At 73.9% G+C, this 17,932-nt stretch carries 21 protein-coding genes; 13 read left to right on the top strand and 8 right to left on the bottom strand.

What is annotated here, in order from left to right; genetic code table 11:
* The first annotated feature begins 3 nt into the window (after positions 1 to 3).
* Positions 4 to 861: a HipA family kinase gene (locus ACI79R_RS13355; protein ID WP_456574115.1), complete on the top strand. Its 858-nt coding sequence runs from the start codon at positions 4 to 6 to the stop codon at positions 859 to 861.
* On the top strand, positions 858 to 1,247 hold the full coding sequence (locus tag ACI79R_RS13350; protein ID WP_456574114.1) for a DUF3037 domain-containing protein: 390 nt from the start codon (positions 858 to 860) through the stop codon (positions 1,245 to 1,247). The genes ACI79R_RS13355 and ACI79R_RS13350 overlap by 4 nt, the downstream gene beginning before the upstream one ends.
* Positions 1,248 to 1,264: 17 nt before the next feature.
* On the opposite strand, the gene ACI79R_RS13345 is transcribed toward ACI79R_RS13350, so the two are convergent.
* The 5 genes from ACI79R_RS13345 to ACI79R_RS13325 form a co-directional block, all read right to left on the bottom strand.
* A complete protein-coding gene (locus ACI79R_RS13345; RefSeq protein WP_456574113.1) occupies positions 1,265 to 1,558 on the bottom strand; it encodes a 4a-hydroxytetrahydrobiopterin dehydratase in 294 nt (97 codons plus the stop codon).
* 85 nt (positions 1,559 to 1,643) lie between these two features.
* The gene (locus ACI79R_RS13340) at positions 1,644 to 2,369 is read right to left on the bottom strand and encodes a phosphoadenylyl-sulfate reductase (protein WP_456574112.1); all 726 of its coding nucleotides are present in this window, start codon (positions 2,367 to 2,369) and stop codon (positions 1,644 to 1,646) included.
* A gap of 168 nt (positions 2,370 to 2,537) precedes the next feature.
* The gene (locus ACI79R_RS13335; RefSeq protein ID WP_456574111.1) at positions 2,538 to 4,229 is read right to left on the bottom strand and encodes a nitrite/sulfite reductase; all 1,692 of its coding nucleotides are present in this window, start codon (positions 4,227 to 4,229) and stop codon (positions 2,538 to 2,540) included.
* Between the two features lie 234 nt (positions 4,230 to 4,463).
* Positions 4,464 to 5,015: an adenylyl-sulfate kinase gene (gene cysC, locus ACI79R_RS13330; protein ID WP_456574110.1), complete on the bottom strand. Its 552-nt coding sequence runs from the start codon at positions 5,013 to 5,015 to the stop codon at positions 4,464 to 4,466.
* Between the two features lie 31 nt (positions 5,016 to 5,046).
* On the bottom strand, positions 5,047 to 5,529 hold the full coding sequence (locus ACI79R_RS13325; RefSeq protein WP_456574109.1) for an RrF2 family transcriptional regulator: 483 nt from the start codon (positions 5,527 to 5,529) through the stop codon (positions 5,047 to 5,049).
* A gap of 26 nt (positions 5,530 to 5,555) precedes the next feature.
* Here ACI79R_RS13325 and ACI79R_RS13320 point away from each other — a divergent pair, with 26 nt between their 5' ends.
* On the top strand, positions 5,556 to 6,311 hold the full coding sequence (locus ACI79R_RS13320) for a (deoxy)nucleoside triphosphate pyrophosphohydrolase (protein WP_456574108.1): 756 nt from the start codon (positions 5,556 to 5,558) through the stop codon (positions 6,309 to 6,311).
* Positions 6,312 to 6,540: 229 nt separating this feature from the next.
* Here ACI79R_RS13320 and ACI79R_RS13315 read toward each other — a convergent pair whose 3' ends face one another.
* The gene (locus ACI79R_RS13315; RefSeq protein WP_456574107.1) at positions 6,541 to 6,711 is read right to left on the bottom strand and encodes a CsbD family protein; all 171 of its coding nucleotides are present in this window, start codon (positions 6,709 to 6,711) and stop codon (positions 6,541 to 6,543) included.
* A 346-nt stretch (positions 6,712 to 7,057) separates the two neighbouring features.
* Here ACI79R_RS13315 and ACI79R_RS13310 point away from each other — a divergent pair, with 346 nt between their 5' ends.
* The 7 genes from ACI79R_RS13310 to ACI79R_RS13280 all read left to right on the top strand — a co-directional run bounded on the left by ACI79R_RS13310 (position 7,058) and on the right by ACI79R_RS13280 (position 14,337).
* The gene (locus ACI79R_RS13310) at positions 7,058 to 8,707 is read left to right on the top strand and encodes a peptide ABC transporter substrate-binding protein (RefSeq protein WP_456574106.1); all 1,650 of its coding nucleotides are present in this window, start codon (positions 7,058 to 7,060) and stop codon (positions 8,705 to 8,707) included.
* A 146-nt stretch (positions 8,708 to 8,853) separates the two neighbouring features.
* Complete coding sequence (locus tag ACI79R_RS13305; protein WP_456574105.1) at positions 8,854 to 9,777, top strand: ABC transporter permease; 924 nt, start codon at positions 8,854 to 8,856, stop codon at positions 9,775 to 9,777.
* Entirely contained in the window at positions 9,770 to 10,741 is a 972-nt protein-coding gene (locus tag ACI79R_RS13300) for an ABC transporter permease (protein ID WP_456574104.1), read from the top strand. The genes ACI79R_RS13305 and ACI79R_RS13300 overlap by 8 nt, the downstream gene beginning before the upstream one ends.
* Complete coding sequence (locus ACI79R_RS13295; RefSeq protein WP_456574103.1) at positions 10,738 to 11,787, top strand: ABC transporter ATP-binding protein; 1,050 nt, start codon at positions 10,738 to 10,740, stop codon at positions 11,785 to 11,787. The genes ACI79R_RS13300 and ACI79R_RS13295 overlap by 4 nt, the downstream gene beginning before the upstream one ends.
* Positions 11,788 to 11,920: 133 nt before the next feature.
* The gene (locus ACI79R_RS13290; RefSeq protein WP_456574102.1) at positions 11,921 to 12,979 is read left to right on the top strand and encodes an ABC transporter ATP-binding protein; all 1,059 of its coding nucleotides are present in this window, start codon (positions 11,921 to 11,923) and stop codon (positions 12,977 to 12,979) included.
* 57 nt (positions 12,980 to 13,036) lie between these two features.
* Positions 13,037 to 13,933, top strand: coding sequence for an N-acetyl-1-D-myo-inositol-2-amino-2-deoxy-alpha-D-glucopyranoside deacetylase (gene mshB / locus ACI79R_RS13285; RefSeq protein WP_456574101.1), 897 nt, complete (start codon positions 13,037 to 13,039; stop codon positions 13,931 to 13,933).
* Entirely contained in the window at positions 13,930 to 14,337 is a 408-nt protein-coding gene (locus tag ACI79R_RS13280) for a hypothetical protein (protein ID WP_456574100.1), read from the top strand. The genes mshB and ACI79R_RS13280 overlap by 4 nt, the downstream gene beginning before the upstream one ends.
* On the opposite strand, the gene ACI79R_RS13275 is transcribed toward ACI79R_RS13280, so the two are convergent.
* A complete protein-coding gene (locus ACI79R_RS13275) occupies positions 14,313 to 15,071 on the bottom strand; it encodes a GNAT family N-acetyltransferase (protein WP_456574099.1) in 759 nt (252 codons plus the stop codon). The genes ACI79R_RS13280 and ACI79R_RS13275 overlap by 25 nt on opposite strands.
* 157 nt (positions 15,072 to 15,228) lie before the next feature.
* Here ACI79R_RS13275 and fdxA point away from each other — a divergent pair, with 157 nt between their 5' ends.
* The 3 genes from fdxA (at position 15,229) to ACI79R_RS13260 (ending at position 16,987) form a co-directional block, all read left to right on the top strand.
* Positions 15,229 to 15,555: a ferredoxin gene (fdxA, locus tag ACI79R_RS13270; RefSeq protein WP_089404596.1), complete on the top strand. Its 327-nt coding sequence runs from the start codon at positions 15,229 to 15,231 to the stop codon at positions 15,553 to 15,555.
* Positions 15,552 to 16,670 carry a succinyldiaminopimelate transaminase gene (dapC, locus tag ACI79R_RS13265; RefSeq protein ID WP_456574195.1) on the top strand — a complete coding sequence of 373 codons (1,119 nt, stop codon included), beginning with the start codon at positions 15,552 to 15,554 and terminating at the stop codon, positions 16,668 to 16,670. Before fdxA ends, dapC begins: the two co-directional genes overlap by 4 nt.
* A 155-nt stretch (positions 16,671 to 16,825) precedes the next feature.
* Complete coding sequence (locus tag ACI79R_RS13260) at positions 16,826 to 16,987, top strand: hypothetical protein (RefSeq protein ID WP_456574098.1); 162 nt, start codon at positions 16,826 to 16,828, stop codon at positions 16,985 to 16,987.
* A 10-nt stretch (positions 16,988 to 16,997) separates the two neighbouring features.
* Here ACI79R_RS13260 and ACI79R_RS13255 read toward each other — a convergent pair whose 3' ends face one another.
* The gene (locus tag ACI79R_RS13255; protein WP_456574097.1) at positions 16,998 to 17,912 is read right to left on the bottom strand and encodes a hypothetical protein; all 915 of its coding nucleotides are present in this window, start codon (positions 17,910 to 17,912) and stop codon (positions 16,998 to 17,000) included.
* Between the last annotated feature and the right edge of the window lie 20 nt (positions 17,913 to 17,932).

Here is a 17,932-nt window from a genome sequence, read left to right as displayed (position 1 = left end):
ACTGTGCTGCCCGCCGTCACCGCCACCCGCTACGTCACCCCGCTGCGCGAGGGTGGCTCGCTGCCGGGGCTCATGGAGGCCGACGACCTCGGCACCTACGTGGTGAAGTGGCGGGCGGCCGGCCAGGGCGTGCGGGTGCTGGTCGCCGAGGTCGTCTGCGGCGAGCTGGCCCGCGCGCTGGCGCTGCCGGTGCCGGCCCTGGTCACCGTGGACGTCGCCGCCGAGCTCGCGGTGGGGGAGCCCGACCACGAGGTGCAGGAGCTGCTGCAGCGCTCGGCGGGCCGCAACCTGGGCCTGGACTACCTGCCCGGGGCGCTGGACTTCGAGGCCGGCGCGGACGGCGTGGACCCCGAGCTGGCCGGGCGGGTGCTCTGGTTCGACGCGCTGATCGGCAACGTCGACCGCTCCTGGCGCAACCCCAACATGCTGTTCTGGCACGGCCGGCTGCAGCTGATCGACCACGGTGCCGCGCTGACCTTCCACCACTCGTGGGCCGGGGCGCCGGCCGCGGTGCGCCGTCCGTACGACGCGAGCCAGCACGCGCTGGTCGAGTGCGATCCGCGGGTGGCCGACGCCGACACGGCGCTCGTCCCGCGGGTCACCCGCGAGCTGCTGGAGTCGGTGCTCGCCCAGGTGCCCGACGAGTGGCTGGAGGGCCCCGAGCCCGACGAGCCGCCGGACGCCGTCCGCCGCCGGTACGTCGACCAGCTGCTGGCCCGGCTGGCCGCGCGTGACGCCTGGCTGCCCGGGGTGGTCGCCGCCGCGGCCGCCGGGGGCGGCGGGCGCCGGGCGCCGAAGGTCGGCCAGAACCGCCCGGCGTGGCTGGGCCCGCCGCCGCCCGAGGGCGTGACGCAGCGGTGAGGGAGACCTTCGAGTACGCCGTCCTGCGGGTGGTGCCGCGCATCGAGCGCGGGGAGTCGCTGAACGCCGGCGTCCTCGTCTACTGCCGGCAGCGCGACTACCTCGGCTCCCGGGTGCACCTCGACGCCGACCGGCTGCGCGCCCTGGACCCGACCGCGGATGCCGCGGCCATCGAGCGCGCGCTGCAGGCCGCGGCCGACGTCTGCTCGGCCGCGCCCGTCGCGGGCGCGGCCGGCCGCGAGGCGCTGGGCTCGCGGTTCCGCTGGCTGACCGCGCCGCGCAGCACGGTCGTGCAGCCCGGGCCGGTGCACACCGGCCTCACCGAGGACCCGGATGCCGAGGCCGACCGGCTGCTGCGGCTGCTGGTGCTGCCGGTCAGCGAGTAGCCCGGTCGGCGAGTGGTTCAGCCGGGCAGCAGCGCGTCGATCCGCCGGGCCAGCTCCAGGTCCAGCTCGCTCACCCCGCCGGCGGAGTGGCTGACCAGCGTCAGGTGCAGGGTGCGCCAGCGCAGGTCGACGTCGGGGTGGTGGTCCATCTGCTCGGCGACGAAGCCGATCCGCACGATCGCGGCCACGGCGTCGGCGAACGACGGCAGCTCGACGGTGCGGCGCAGCCCGCCGCCGTCGCCGGACCACAGCGGCAGCCCGGGCAGGGCGGCCGCCAGCTCGTCGTCGGTCAGGCGCGGCGGGCGTGGCACGGGTGGATCTCCCCTTCCGCGTCGGCGGCCTCGTCCGGGGACCCGCGGCGCGCGCAGCGCGTCGTGGGCAGGACGAGGTCCTTCCTCAGAGGTGCAGGCCGCACTCGGTCTTGCCGCGCCCGGCCCAGCGCCCGGCACGCGGGTCCTCGCCCGGGGCGACCGGGCGGGTGCACGGCGCGCAGCCGATCGACGCGTAGCCGATCTCGGCCAGCGGGTTCACCGGCACCTGGTGCTCGGCGATGTAGGCGTCGACGTCGTCCTGCGTCCAGGCCGCCAGCGGGTTGACCTTCACCATGCCCCGCTTGGCGTCCCAGTCGACGATCTTCGTGCCCGCCCGGGTGGGCGACTCGTCGCGGCGCACGCCCGAGCCCCACGCGGCGTAGCCGGCCAGCGCCTGCGCCAGCGGCTGCACCTTGCGCAGCGAGCAGCACAGGTCGGGGTCGCGCTGGTGCAGCTCGGGGCCGTGCTCGGCGTCCTGCTCCGCGACGGTCTGCGGCGGGGTGACGTTGACCAGCGTGATCGGCAGGACGCCGCTGATCCAGTCACGGGTGCCGATGGTCTCGGCGAAGTGGTACCCGGTGTCGAGGAAGACCACGTGCACGCCGGGGACGGCGCGCGAGGCCAGGTGCGACAGCAGCCCGTCGGCCATGGACGACGTGACGGCGAAGTCGTCGCCGAAGGTCTCCCCGGCCCAGCGCAGCACGGCCAGCGCCTGCTCGACCGGGTCGGTGATGCCCTCGAACCGGGCGTCGGCCGCTGCGGCCAGCTCCGGGGTCGCCAGCTCGGGGGTGGGCCGGATCGCGGTCGTCATGGGTGCTGCACTCCTGTTCCGGTCAGCCGGACGGTGAAGGTCCGCAGGCACGCGGCACAGTGCCACTCGCCGGCGTCCCCGTGCGGGGTCAGTTCCTCGTCCCCGCAGTACGGGCAGTGGAACACCGGCAGCTGCCGGGTCCTTCCCGTCGGCTGGTCGTCGTCCACGTCAGAGCAGCCAGTCTTCCTCGGCCCGCGCCACGTACGCGGCGAAGCTCTCGCCGTCGGTGCGCCGCTCGAGGTAGCCGCGCAGCACCCGCTCGCAGTAGTCCGCGGTCTCGGCCTTGGTCACCTTGTGACCGCGGAACTTGCGGCCGAAGGTCGCCTCGACGCCGAGGTGGCCGCCCAGGTGCACCTGGAAGCCCTCGACCATCTCGCCGCTGTCGTCCTTGACCATCGACCCCTTGAAGCCGATGTCGGCGGTCTGGAACCGGGCGCAGCTGTTGGGGCAGCCGTTGACGTTGATCCCGATCGGGGTGTCGAAGTCCGGCAGCCGCTTCTCCAGCTCGGCGTAGAGGTCCTGCGCGTGCTGCTTGGTCTCGACGATCGCCAGCTTGCAGAACTCCAGGCCCGTGCAGGCCATCGTGCCGCGGCGGAAGGCGCTCGGGCGGACCTGCAGGTCGTGCTCGGCCAGCGCCTCGACGAGCGCCTCGACCTTCTCGTCCGGCACGTCGAGGATGACCAGCTTCTGCTGGGTCGTCGTCCGGATGCGGCCCTCGCCGTACTCGTCGGCGAGGTCGGCGATGTGGGTCAGCAGCGTGCCGGTGATGCGGCCGGTGCGCAGGGCGAAGCCGACGGCGTTGCGGCCGTCCTTCTGCTTGGCGACGCCCACGTGGTCGCGCTGGTCGTGCTTGGCCGGCGCGGGGGCGGGGCCGTCGGGCAGCGCCGCGTGCAGGTACTCGTCCTGCAGCACCTGGCGGAACTTCTCCGGGCCCCAGTCGGCCATGAGGAACTTGATGCGGGCGCGGTTGCGCTGCCGGCGGTAGCCGTAATCGCGGAAGATCGCGGTGCAGGCGGCCCAGACCTCGGTCACCTGGTCGGGACGGACGAAGACGCCGATCCGCCGGCCGAACATCGGGTTGGTGGACAGCCCGCCGCCGACCCACAGGTCGTAGCCGGCCTCGCCGGCCTCGTTCCGCACGCCCACGAAGGCGACGTCGTCGATCTCGGGCTCGGTGCAGTGGTCGACGCAGCCGGACATCGACGTCTTCCACTTGCGCGGCAGGTTGCTGAACTCGGGGTTGCCGACGTACTTGGCGACGGTCTCGGCGATGACGTCGGTGGCGTCGATGACCTCGTCCTCGAGGATGCCGGCCAGCGGGCAGCCGAGCATGACGCGCGGCACGTCGCCGCAGGCCTCCATGGTGGACAGGCCGACCGACTCCAGGCGCCGCCAGATCTCGGGGACGTCCTCGATGCGGATCCAGTGGTACTGCACGTTCTGCCGGTCGGTGACGTCGGCGACGTCGCGGCCGAACTCGGTGCTGATCCCGCCGAGCACGCGGAGCGCGTCGCTGGTCAGCTGCCCGCCGTCGATACGGGCCCGCATCATGAAGTAGGAGTCCTCGAGCTCCTCCGGCTCCAGCACGGCGGTCTTGCCGCCCGGGATGCCCGGGGCGCGCTGGGTGTAGAGGCCCATCCACCGCATCCGGCCGCGCAGGTCGCCCGGGTCGATGCTGTCGAAGCCGCTCTTCGAGTAGATGTCGAGGATCCGCTGACGCACCTCGAGGCCGTCGGAGTCCTTCTTCATCCGCTCGTTGGGGTTGAGCGGCTCGCGGTAGCCCAGCGCCCACTGGCCCTGGCCGCGCTGCATCGTGTCGCGACGCTGTGGCCGGTTGCTGGTGCGGGAGGGGGTGCTCACGGCGGGTCGTCCTTACTGCGCCGTCCGCCCGGGCAGCGGCCAGGACGGTGGTGGGCGCCGTTCGATCGGAGGGCGCAGCGGATGCTGCGCGAGGGGATCGGAGGTCAGCGCGCGAGGCGACAGACCGCGCTGCTGACCAGCGCGAGATCGATGTGACGGCGCGCGACGAGGAACAGGCCGCGGTCGGTCACGCCCCCGATGGTCCCACATCCCCGCCGTTCCCCGGCGGGGCGCTCAGCGAGCGGGGGTGGTGACCTCGTCCATGGCGGCGCGGATGCGTGCCACGGACTCCTCCAGCGGGGTCACCGACGTGTCGATGACCAGCTCCGGCGCCACCGGCGGCTCGTACGGGTCGTCGATGCCGGTGAAGCCGGGGATCTCCCCGGCCCGAGCCCGGGCGTAGAGCCCCTTCACGTCGCGGCCCTCGCACACCTCGAGCGGGGTGGACAGGTGCACCAGCACGAACCGGCCGTGCCGCTCGACCAGGGCGCGGGCCTCCTCACGGGCGGCCTCGTAGGGCGCGATCGCGGCGACGACGACGGTGCCGCCGTGCCTGACCACCTCGCCGGCGACGAAGCCGATCCGGCGGATGTTGAGGTCGCGGTGCTCGCGGGAGAAGGAGAGCTCGCTGGACAGGTGGGTGCGCACGACGTCGCCGTCCAGCACCGTCACCGGGCGGCCGTCGGCCTCCAGGGAGGCGACCAGGGCGTCGGCGATCGTGGACTTCCCGGCGCCGGACAGCCCGGTCAGGAAGACGGTGACACCGGCGCGCTGCGGAGCGGACATGCCGGCCAGTGTCGCCCAGCGGGTCGGGCGGTCAGTCGGCCGGGGGCTCGCTGAACGAGCGCCAGGCGTCCTCGACCGCGGCCAGCTCGGCCACCTCGGCGGGCAGCTTGCCCGCGACGACGTCGGCCAGCGACACCTCCTCGAGCACCCGGCGGTAGGCCGCGCGGGCGGCGACCCACACGCCGGCCAGCGGCTCGGCGGTGCCGGGGTAGCGCACGTCCTCGGGGCGCTGCCCGTGCACCTCGGCGAGGAAGCCCTGCTCGACCCGCATGACGCGGGCGATCGAGATCTCCGCCGGCGGCAGCGCCAGCCGGTAGCCGCCCTCGCGGCCGCGCTGGCTGGTGACCAGCCGGGCGTGCTGCAGGTCGCCGAGGATCGACTGCAGGAAGCGCGAGGGGATCCCCTGGGCGGTGGCGATGCGGTCGCAGGTGAGCGCGCCGGGCGCGGCCGCGGCCAGCTCCACGGCGGCGCGGACGGCGTAGTCGACCCGGGCGGTGATGCGCACGACAGCCATCCTGCCCTGTCTGTCACTGTGGGTCCGTGTTCCAGCTGCGATTCACCACCGTGGTGGAGGCGCCGCTGACCGTGGCGTTCGACGTCGCCCGTGCCCTCGGGCGTCCCTGGGGGACGCCGCTGGAGGAGGTCGTGTCGCTGCGGCCCTACCGGGACGTGTACGCCGCGGCCCTGGGCCGGGGCTGGGTCACGCACTCCCGGCGCTTCTCCGCCACGGGTGCCGGCACGCTGGTCGACGAGCAGGTGGACTGGGAGACCGGGCTGCCCCGCCCGCTGCGGGGCGCGGTGGACCAGCTGGTGCTGCGCCGGCGGATCGTCCGCGCCATGCAGGCGCACCTCGACGCCTACGCCGCCGCGGCCGCCCGGCGGTCGCTGGAGGTGGTGCAGGTGGTCGGCGCCGCGCTGGTCGACGGCGACCGCGTGCTGGTCGCCCAGCGCGGGGACGGCCCCTACGCCGGCTGCTGGGAGTTCCCCGGCGGCAAGGTCGAACCGGGGGAGGCCGACCTGGCGGCCCTGGTGCGCGAGTGCCGCGAGGAGATGGGCGTCGAGATCGCGCCGCAGGCCTTCCTCGGCGAGGTCCCGCTGGACGGCGTCGTGGGGGGCGGGGCGCCGGGGGCGTCGACCCTGCGGGTCTGGTGGGCGCGGATCGCCGCCGGCCATCCGCAGCCGCACGAGCACTCCGAGCTGCGGTGGGCGCGGGCCGGGGAGCTCGACGAGCTGGACTGGATCCCGGCCGACCGGCCGCTGCTGCCCGCCGTCCGGGAGCTGCTCGGCCGGGTCTGACGGGCCTACCCCGACCGGGTGGATCACCGGAGCCGCGCCGCCCGGCCCCGACGCCGCCCCGGGGTGCGTCCCGCGGGGACGCCGCGGCACCCGACCGTGTCCGCGGCTCCGGTCCGGCCGGTTCACCGTCACGGTGGGTGACGGGCAGTCCCCCGGACACGACTCCGGACGCCGTCCCGAGGGGAGCGGCGTCCGGAGAGACGTGTGCCGGCCGCGGCCGGCGGACCTGCTACTTGAAGACGTCCTTGACCTTCTCGCCGGCCTGCTTGAGGTTGCCGGCCGCCTGGTCCTTCTGGCCCTCGGCCTTCAGGTCGCGGTCGTCCGTCGCGTCGCCGACAGCCTCCTTGCCCTGGCCGGTCAGCTCCTGGGCCTTGTTCGACAGCTTGTCCATGCCACTCATCTCGGGCTCCTCTCGTCGGTTCTCCGTCCGCACCGGTACCCATGGGGTCCGGAGACGAACCCGGGAGCCCCCGCCGCGTTCACCCGGTCGGGCGAACGCGGCCGACCGCGGTGACCGGTCCCCGACGGCGGCTGCCGTCCCGCTGTGTGAGATCGTGAGCCAAGGTCACAAATGGATGACGGCGGTGGCGAGGCCCCCGAGGCCCTCCTAGCGTTGCCGGTCGTACACGGACGGTTTCGAATCCGTTCGGTGCGCGTCCTCCGATGACCGCCAGCGGCCGCGGGTTCCGTGCCTGCCGCTGGTCGACAGTTCCGTTCCCCTCTGCGGGACGAGAGAGGCTCTGCACGTGATCCTGAAGAAGCGCCACGGTGCGCTCGTCGCGACGGCACTCGCCGGCGTGCTGGTCCTGACCGCCTGCGGCGGCGGCGGGGACGACGGGAACGGCGGTTCCGCCGAGGGCGGCACCGGCGGCACCTACAGCATGTACATCGGCGAGCCGGAGAACCCGCTCGTGCCGGGCAACACCACCGAGGACCAGGGCAACCAGGTCATCCACTCGCTGTGGACCGGTCTGATCGAGTACGGCGACGACGGCGGCATCCAGTACACCGGTGTCGCGGAGTCGATCGAGACCGAGGACAACATCACCTGGACGGTGACCCTCAAGGACGGCTGGACGTTCCACGACGGCACGGCGGTGGACGCCGAGTCCTTCGTCGACGCCTGGAACTACACCGCCTACAGCCCCAACGCCTTCAGCGGCTCCAGCTTCTTCGCCAACATCGAGGGCTACGACGACCTCCAGGCCCCGACGGACGACGCCGGTGAGATCACCGGTGAGCCGGCGGCGCAGGAGATGAGCGGCCTGCAGGTCGTCGACGACCGCACCTTCACCGTGACCCTGACCGGGCCCTTCGCCCAGTTCCCGGTGACGGTCGGCTACACCGTCTTCTACCCGCTGCCCGACGCGTTCTTCGAGGACCCCGAGGGCTTTGGCACGCAGCCGATCGGCAACGGCCCGTTCCAGGCGGAGGAGGAGTACGAGCCGGGCATCGGCTTCACCCTCACCCGCTACGACGACTACGCCGGTGAGAACCCCGCGCAGGCCGACTCGCTCGAGTACCGGGTCTACGCCGACGTGAACACCGCCTACACCGACGCGCAGGGCGGCACGCTCGACATCGTCCGGCGCATCCCGGCCGACGCCGCGGCGACCGCGCAGGACGAGTTCGGCGACCGCTACATCGAGACCGAGTCCGCCTCGTTCGACTTCCTGCGGCTGCCGCTCTACGACGAGCGCTACGCCGACCCGCGCGTGCGCCAGGCCCTGTCGCTGGCCATCGACCGCGAGTCGATCAGCGAGGCGATCTTCGGTGGCACCCGTGAGCCGGCCGACTCGTTCATCCCGCCGACCATCCCGGGCTACCGGGAGGGTGCCTGCACCTACTGCGAGTTCGACCCCGACCAGGCCAACCAGCTGCTCGACGAGGCCGGCTTCGACCGCGGCCAGCCGATCGAGCTGTGGTTCAACGCCGGTGGCTCGCACGAGGCCTGGATGCAGGCCGTGGGCAACCAGCTGCGGGACAACCTGGGTGTCGAGTACGTCCTGCGGGGCGACCTGCAGCAGGCCCAGTACCTGCCGCTGGCCAGCGAGCAGGGCATGACCGGCCCGTTCCGCCAGGGCTGGGGCATGGACTACCCGAGCCCGCAGAACTTCCTCGAGCCCCTGCACAGCACGACGTCCTTCCCGCCGGGCTCCAACTACTCGTTCTACTCGAACCCCGAGTTCGACGAGCTGGTCACGCAGGGCAACCAGGCGGCCACCGAGGACGAGGCCATCGAGTTCTACAACCAGGCCGAGGACGTCCTCGCCGAGGACATGCCCCTCATCCCGATGTTCTTCCGGGTCGAGCAGACCGTGACCTCGGAGAACGTCAGCAACGTCAAGGTCGACATCTTCGGCCGGGTCGACACCGCGGCCGTGACCGTCAACTGACCCCGCGTCGACCGACGTAGCCCGCGACCGCCGGGGACCCCTGTCCGACGGGCAGGGATCCCCGGCGGTCCGCTGTGCGGGCCCGCATCATGGACGACATGCGACCCGGCTCCGCGCCGAGCCGCGTGTCCTGACCGAGGAGGGACATGGGCCGCTACATCGCGCGCCGCCTTCTGCTGACCGTCCCGGTCCTGCTGGGGGCGTCGTTCCTCATCTTCGCGATGGTGTACGCGCTGCCCGGCGACCCCATCGCCGCGCTGGCCGGCGACCGCAACGTCGCGCCGGCCGTCCTGGCCCAGCTCCGCGCGGACTACAACCTCAACGACCCGCTCTGGCTGCAGTACGTGAAGTACCTGGGTGACCTGCTGCAGGGCGACCTCGGCACCGACTTCCGCGGCCGGCCGGTGCTGGACACGATCAGCCAGCGGCTGCCGATCACCCTCCAGCTGGCCGTGGTCGCCGTCGGCTTCGAGATCGTGATCGGCGTCGTGGCCGGCGTGCTGGCCGGCATCCGCCGCAACGGCTTCTTCGACAACGTCGTCCTCGTCTCGACGACGCTGCTGGTCTCGATCCCGATCCTCGTGCTGGCCTTCGTGGCGCAGTTCGTCTTCGGCCTCAAGCTCGGCTGGTTCCCGACCTCGGGCCCCAGCGAGGGCTGGTACAGCTTCCTGCTGCCCGGCCTGGTGCTCGCCTCCGGCTCGCTGGCCTACGTGGCCCGGCTGACCCGGACCAGCATCGCCGAGAACATGCGCGCCGACTACGTGCGGACGGCGCGGGCCAAGGGCCTGCCCCGGCGGACGGTCATCGTGCGGCACACGCTGCGCAACAGCCTGATCCCGGTGGTGACCTTCATCGGCGCCGACATCGGCTCGCTCATGGGCGGCGCCATCGTCACCGAGACGGTGTTCAACCTGCCCGGCATCGGCCGCGCGGTGTTCGACTCCATCAGCGCCCAGGAGGGCGCCGTGGTGGTCGGCATCGTCACGCTGATGGTCTTCTTCTTCATCTTCTTCAACCTGGTCGTCGACGTGCTCTACGCCGTCCTCGACCCGAGGATCCGTTATGACTGACCAGCAGCAGCGGGACCTCCTCCACGACGAGGTCGAGGCCGGCACCACCACCGGCCTGGCCAGTCCGTCGGTGGACGTCACCAGCTCCCGGCAGAACAGCCTGTGGAGCGACGCCTGGGCGTCGCTGCGCCGCAACGTGCTCTTCTGGATCGGCGCCTTCCTGGCCGTGGTCTTCACGCTCATGGCGCTGTTCCCGTCGCTGTTCGCCCGCGGCCAGGACCCCCTCGCCTGCAGCCTGTCCAACTCGAAGGCCCCGCCGTCGGCCGAGCACTGGTTCGGCTTCGACCAGCAGGGCTGCGACTACCTGGCCAACGTCGTCTACGGCGCGCGGAACTCGCTGCTCATCGGCGTGCTCGGCGTCCTGGGCGTGCTGGTGCTCGGCGTCGTCGTCGGCAGCATCGCCGGGTACTACGGCAAGCTCGTGGACGGCGTCCTGTCGCGGGTGACCGACATCTTCTACGCGCTGCCGCTGGTCCTCGGCGCCGTCGTCCTCCTGCAGGTCGGCCCGTCCACCGACATCCCGATCATCAACACCCGGGGGCCGGGGGCGGTGGCCATCGCCCTGGCCCTGTTCGGCTGGATGACGGCGATGCGGCTGGTCCGCTCGCAGGTCATCGCGGTGAAGAGCTCCGACTACGTCGCCGCCGCACGGGCGATGGGGGCCTCCAACACCCGCATCCTGGTGCGGCACATCCTCCCGAACGCGGTCGCGCCGGTGCTGGTCTACGCGACGATCACCATCGGCGTGCTGATCGCCGCCGAGGCGACGCTGACCTACCTCGGCGTGGGCCTGCAGGTGCCGTCGATCTCCTGGGGGCTGCAGATCTCCCAGGGGCAGACGCTGCTGCGCACCGCGCCGCACCTGGTGCTCTTCCCGAGCCTGATCCTGACCCTGACGGTGATGGCCTTCGTCCTCATGGGCGACGCCCTCCGTGACGCCCTCGACCCGAGGCAGCGCGCATGACCCGATCCCAGCCCGCACCCACCGGCACGACCGTCCCCTCGGGGGCGCCGCTGCTGGAGGTCGACGACCTGCACGTGGAGTTCCGCCAGCGCTCCGGGGTGGTGCACGCCGTCAACGGCGTGAGCTACACCCTCGGTGAGGGGGAGACCCTCGCCATCCTCGGCGAGTCCGGCTCCGGCAAGTCGGTCTCGGCCCAGGCGATCATGGGCATCCTCGACTCGCCGCCGGCGGTCATCAGCGGCGGCGGGATCCGGTTCGAGGGCCGCGACCTGCTGTCGATGCCGGCCGAGGAGCAGCGGAAGGTCCGCGGCCCCGGCATCTCGATGATCTTCCAGGACGCCCTGTCCTCGCTGAACCCCGTGTACAGCGTGGGCTACCAGATCGGCGAGATGTTCCGCGCCCACCAGGGCATGTCGAAGAAGGACGCCCGCGCCCGGGCGATCGACCTGATGGACCGCGTCCGCATCCCGGCCGCGGCCCGGCGGGTCGACGACTACCCGCACCAGTTCTCCGGCGGCATGCGGCAGCGCGTGATGATCGCGATGGCGATCGCGCTCGACCCGCGGATCCTCATCGCCGACGAGCCGACGACGGCGCTCGACGTCACCGTGCAGGCGCAGGTCATGGACCTGCTGAAGGAACTGCAGCGGGAGACCGGGATGGGGCTCATCCTCATCACCCACGACCTGGGCGTGGTCAACGAGGTCGCCGACAACGTCGCCGTCATGTACGCCGGGCGGATCGTTGAGCGGGGCACCGTCGACGACGTGTTCACGCGGCCGGCCCACCCGTACACGGACGGCCTCATGAGCTCGGTGCCGCAGGTGGAGGCCAAGGGCGGCCGGCTGCAGCCGATCGTCGGCCAGCCGCCCAACCTCGCCGCCATCCCCAGCGGCTGTCCCTTCCACCCGCGCTGCTCCCGCCGCCGTCTCGGCGCGGCGGCCGCGCCCGGCCGCGAGTGCGCGACCGACGTCCCGCCGCTGCGGCTGGTCGTCCCGGGTCGCGAGGCGGCCTGCCACTACAGCGAGGAGGTGCTCGGTGTCTGACGACAGCGCCGGGAGCATCGCAGCGAGGAACGAGCGAGGAGCGGACCGGGGCGTGGAGTCGGACCGGACGGCGGTGTCTGACGACAGCGCCGGGAGCATCGCAGCGAGGAACGAGCGAGGAGCGGACCGGGGCGTGGAGTCCGACCGGACGGCGGTGTCCGGGTCGACGACCGGTGGCGCCCGCGGCGAGACGCTGCTCGAGGTGCGGGACCTGCAGAAGCACTTCCCGCTCACCCAGGGCGTCGTCTTCAAGCGCACGGTCGGCCACGTCCGCGCGGTCGACGGCGTGAACCTGACCCTGCGCCGCGGGGAGACCGTCGGCCTGGTCGGCGAGTCCGGCTGCGGCAAGTCGACGGTGTCCAAGCTGCTGGTCGCGCTGGAGAAGCCGACCGCCGGGGAGATCGTCTACAAGGGCCGCGACGTCACGAAGCTGTCGGGCAAGGCGCTCAAGGACTACCGGCGCGAGGTCCAGATCATCTTCCAGGACCCGTACGCCTCGCTGAACCCGCGGATGACCGTGGGCGACATCGTGGCCGAGGGCTGGGCGGTGCACGACGACGTCGCGCCGAAGAAGGGCCGGCTGCAGCGCACCCAGGAGCTGCTCGACCGCGTCGGTCTCAACCCCGACTACGTCAACCGCTATCCGCACCAGTTCTCCGGCGGCCAGCGGCAGCGCATCGGCATCGCCCGCGCGCTGGCGCTGCGGCCGGAGATCATCGTCTGCGACGAGCCGGTGTCGGCGCTCGACGTCTCGGTGCAGGCTCAGGTGGTGAACCTGCTCGAGGACCTGCAGGACGAGTTCGGGCTCTCCTACCTGTTCATCGCCCACGACCTGTCGGTGGTGCGGCACATCTCCGACCGGGTCGCGGTCATGTACCTCGGCAGCATCGTCGAGGAGGGCACCGACGAGCAGGTCTACACCTCGCCGGCCCACCCCTACACGCAGGCGCTTTTGTCGTCGGTGCCGCTGCACGAGCCGGCGCTGCGGGGCCAGAAGGACCGCATCCTGCTGCAGGGCGACGTCCCGAGCCCGGCCGACCCGCCCTCGGGCTGCCGGTTCCGCACCCGGTGCTGGAAGGCCCAGGACGTCTGCGCCGAGGAGGCGCCGGCGCTGGTCGACCGCGGGCAGGGGCACCCCTCGGCGTGCCACTTCGCCGAGGCGCGGACCGTCGTCCCGGTCGAGGGGGAGTAGCCCGGCGCTCGGAGGGCGCCTGCTCGCGGATGCGGCGGCCGGGGAGAATGGCCGACCGTGACCGCCGACCGCCGCCTGCTCCTGGTCCACGCCCACCCCGACGACGAGACGATCAACAACGGCGCCACGATGGCGCGCTACGTCGCGGAGGGCGCGCAGGTCACCCTGCTCACCTGCACCCTCGGCGAGGAGGGCGAGGTCCTCGTCCCGGAGCTGGCCCAGCTCGCACCGGAGGAGGCCGACCAGCTCGGTGGCTACCGGATCGGGGAGCTGGCCGCCGCCATGGCGGCCCTCGGGGTGACCGACTGGCGGTTCCTCGGCGGCGCCGGCCGGTACCGCGACTCCGGGATGATGGGCGTGCCGGCCAACGACAAGCCCCGCGCGTTCTGGAACGCCGACCTCGACGAGGCCGTCGGGCACGCGGTCGCCGTCGTCCGGGAGATCCGCCCGCAGGTCGTGGTCACCTACGACGAGAACGGCGGCTACGGCCACCCCGACCACATCCAGGCGCACCGGGTGGCGATGGCCGCCGTCGACGCCGCCGCCGACCCCGCCTACCGGCCGGACCTCGGCCGGCCGTGGTCGGTCGCGAAGGTCTACTGGTGCTGCGTGCCCCGCTCGGTGCTGCGGGAGGGCGCCGAGGCCATGGCCGCGCTCGGCGAGGAGTCGCCGTTCGCGTCGATGGGCGAGGTCGAGGACATCCCCTTCGGCGTCCCCGACGAGGTGGTCACCGCCGCGGTCGACGGCCGGCCGTACGCCGGGCGCAAGGACGCCGCGATGCGCGCGCACGCCACGCAGATCACCGTGGACGGCCCCTTCTTCGCCCTGTCGAACAACCTCGGCCAGGAGGTGCTGGGCGTCGAGTACTACCGCCTGGTGCGCGGCGAGCGGGGCCCGGCCGGCGACGCCCCCAACGGCTGGGAGGACGACCTGTTCGCCGGGCTGGACGGATGACGCTCCGGGTGCTCGGCGGCGCCGGGCTGGTCCTGGCCGCCGGGTGGCTGGCGCTGGTCGAGGTCCTCTGGCTGCCGCTGCGGATCGGCACGGTGCTCGTGCCCGTGTCGGTGGTGGCCGCCGCCGTCGGCAACCTGCTGCTGGTCACCCTCACCCACCGGGTGACCGGGTCACGGCTGGCCGCGGTGCTGCCGGCGCTGGTGTGGGCCGCGATCGCCGTGCTGGCCGCCCAGCGCCGCCCGGAGGGCGACCTGCTGCTCCCCGGCGGAGGCGCGCTGGGCACGCTGAACCTGGTGTTCCTGCTGGTGGGCGTGCTGGCCGCGGCCGTCGCCGTCGGCCGGGTGCTGGCCGCTCCGCCGCCGCGGAAGCCGGCCCCGGGTCAGGAGACCGCCGCGCGCCGGTAGTGGTAGCGGTGGTGCTCGACGAAGCCGGCCCGCCGGTAGAGCGCCCGAGCCGGCGCGTTCGACGACGTGACCTGCAGGTACACCCACCGGGCCCCCTGCTCGGCGCCCCACCGCGTCAGCGCCGCCATGACCGCGCGGGCCAGCCCGCGGCGGCGGTGCTCCTCGGCGACGGTCAGGGCGCTCACCCCCAGCCAGCCGTCGGTCACCACGCCCCGGGCGACGGCGGCCAGGGGAGCGGGCGCGGGGTCCAGCCGCACCGAGGCGAACGCCAGCACCTCGGCGTTGGTGAGGACGGCGGCCGCCGACGGCGGCAGCGCCGACCCCAGGTGCCGGTAGCCGGCCAGCCAGCCGTCGTCCGGGGCGGGGGAGAGGTCCACCGGGACGCCGTCGGCCGCGGGCGGGACGGCCAGCGGCGCGGTGAGCACCAGCGTGTCCTCGTCGCGCTCCCAGCCGGCGGCGGCGAACGCGGCGTCGGCCGCCCGCGCCTGCACGCCGGGCAGCATCGCGCACGGCCGCAGGCCGCGGTCGGCGTACCAGCGGGTCACCGCCGCGACGGCCTCCGGGAGGGGCCGGCCGGGGTCCCCGGCCACGAGCACGGAGTTGGCCCGGCCGGTGAAGCCGCCGCCGGCGCGCAGCGACCAGTCGCCCAGGGTCTCCTCCTCGTCGCCCCGCCAGCCGCGGGCGGCCAGCCGCTCCAGCTCCACGACGCCCAGCGGTGAGCGGCTCTGTCCCATGCTCCGATCCTCGGTGGCGGCGCCCGGGCTCCCCCGACCGGGGTGGCGGCGCCGACCGGTCGCGCTGCCCGCGGCGGCGGGCGGCATACTGACCGCGGACGATCGACCCTGGTCCGCGGGCCAGGTGTCCCCTGTACGCGCCTCGGAGGAAACCGCCGTGACCTACGTCATCACCCAAGCCTGCGTCGACGTCCTCGACAAGGCGTGCATCGACGAGTGCCCGGTGGACTGCATCTACGAGGGCGACCGGATGCTCTACATCCACCCCGACGAGTGCGTGGACTGCGGCGCCTGCGAGCCGGTCTGCCCGGTGGAGGCCATCTACTACGAGGACGACGTCCCGGACAAGTGGAAGGACTTCTACAACGCCAACGTGGAGTTCTTCTCCGACCTGGGCAGCCCGGGTGGCGCGGCCAAGACCGGCCGGGTGGGCAAGGACCACCCGCTGGTCGCGGCGCTGCCGCCGCAGGGCGAGGGTCACTGACGAGCACCACCCCGGGAGCGGCGCCCGCCCGGCTGCCCGACTTCCCCTGGGACTCGCTCACCGGGGCGCGGGCGCGGGCCGCGCAGCACCCCGGTGGGGTGGTCGACCTGTCCATCGGGACGCCGGTCGACGACACCCCGCCCGTGCTGCGCAGCGCGCTCGCCGAGGCGGGTGACGCCCCGGGCTACCCGACGGCGCTCGGCACGACGGCGTTGCGGCAGGCCGCCGCCGGATGGCTGGACCGCCGGCTGGGCGTGCGGGTCGCCGATCCCCTGGCCGCCGATCCCTCGGTGATCCCGACCGTCGGCTCCAAGGAGCTGGTGGCGCTGCTGCCCACGCTGCTGGGGCTGCGCAACGGCACGGTGGTCGTCCCCGAGGTCGCCTATCCGACCTACGAGGTCGGCGCGGTGCTGTCGGGCCTGGCGGTCCGCCGCACCGACGTGCCGCCGGAGGACGCCGCGGGCATCGAGCTGGTCTGGCTGAACTCGCCGGGCAACCCGCACGGCCGGGTGCTCACCGACGACCAGCTGCGCGCCTGGGTCACCTGGGGCCGCGCGCACGGCGTGCCGGTGGTGGCCGACGAGTGCTACGTCGAGCTCGGCTGGGACGTCGTCCCGCGGTCGGTGCTGCACCCGGAGATCGCCGGCGGCGACCACACCGGGCTGCTGGCGGTGCACTCGCTGTCCAAGCAGTCCACCGCCGCGGGCTACCGCGGCGGCCTGCTCTCCGGTGACCCCGCGCTCGTGCGGCGGGTCTGGGAGGTCCGCCGGCACCTCGGGCTGCTCGTCCCCACCCCGGTGCAGGCGGCCATGGTCGCCGCGCTGGAGGACGACGCCCACGTCGACGTGCAGCGCGAGCGCTACCGCGTCCGCCGCGAGCGGCTGTCGGCCGCGGTGCGCGCGGCCGGCGCGCGGATCGACCACTCCGAGGCCGGGCTCTACCTCTGGGTCACCCGCGACGAGGACTGCTGGGCCACCATCGAGTGGCTGGCCGGCCTCGGCATCGTCGCCGCGCCCGGCTCCTTCTACGGCCCGGCCGGGTCCCGGCACGTGCGGATGGCGCTGACCGCCACCGACGAGCGGGTCGACGCCGCCGTGGAGCGGCTCACCGCCTGACCTCCCCGGGCTGCAAGCGGGGCACGAGTGCGCTGCCACCGGGGCCCAAGGCGCCCGGAGCACCGTCGGTGTCAGCGCCGCCGCGGACCTCCCCCCGCCGCGGCGGCGCTCCCGCCCACGGGGCGCCCGGCGCCCCCGCTCCCGGAGGTCCTCCGATGATCACGCTGCTCGTCGTCCTCGCCGTCCTCGCCGCGGCCGCGCTGCCGACCCTCGTCCGCTGGCTGGCCACCGGCACCGACGGGCGGCCACGGGTGGTCGACCCGGCCCACGTCGACCACCCGGAGCTCTACGGCCGGGCGCGGATGGGGCTGGTCTGAGCCTGCGGGCTCAGCCGGCCACCTCCAGCCGGACGGTGTCGTCCGCGGCGCCGGAGTCGGTCCAGCCCTCGGCCGGCGTCCAGGTGCGGCCGGCGAAGGCGACCGAGGTCAGGTGCAGCCGCTGGGCGTGCGCCACCGCCCAGGTGGCCCCGGCCCAGCCGGCACCGGCGTCGACCGCGACCGCGCCGAACTCCTCACCGGCCGGCACGCCGAGCTCGGCCTCCACCGCCCCGGCCGCGGCCGCGGTGCGGACGCTGAGCCGGCCCGCGGGCTCGGCCGGCGTGTACGCGCAGCTCAGCCGGCTCGGGGCGGCTGAGAGCAGCACGCCGGCCAGCTCCTGGGCCATGCCCTCGTGCTGCTGGTACGCCTCGGGGAAGCCGCTGCGCTGCACCGCCTGCGCGACGTCGGTCAGCCGGCCGGTGTCCCAGCCGGGCACCTGCACCAGCCGGTCGTAGAAGATCCCGGCCGCGTACACCGGGTCGCGCACCTGCTCCGGGCTGCCCCAGCCCTGCGAGGGCCGCTGCTGGAACAGGCCGAGGGAGTCGCGGTCGCCGTAGTCCAGGTTGCGCAGCCGCGACTCCTGCTGGGCGGTCGCCAGGGCGATCACCACGGCGCGCTCGGGCAGCCCGCGGGCCCGGCCCACCGCCGCGATCGTCGCGGCCGACGACGCCTGCTCGGTGGTCAGCGCCAGCTCGCTGTCCTCGATGCGGCAGGTGCCGTCGGCGGCGGGCGCGGACCGGCCGTCGGCGTTCCAGGCGACCGCCACGACGACGGCGACGGCGACGAGGACCACCGGGATCCAGGCCGCGGCCCACACGGTGGCCGGCCGGCGCCGTCGGGTGCGCCGCCCGCTCGCCCGGCGGGCACCCGACCGGGGCCGTCCGGCGGCGGCCGGACGGCGTCGTCCGGTGCCCGCGCCGCTCACCGGATCGACTGTAGGTGCCC

The organism is Blastococcus sp. SYSU D00820, from assembly GCF_054050695.1.
The sequence above is the reverse complement of the archived record's forward strand: the minus strand, read 5'-3'. Positions and strand labels throughout refer to the sequence as shown.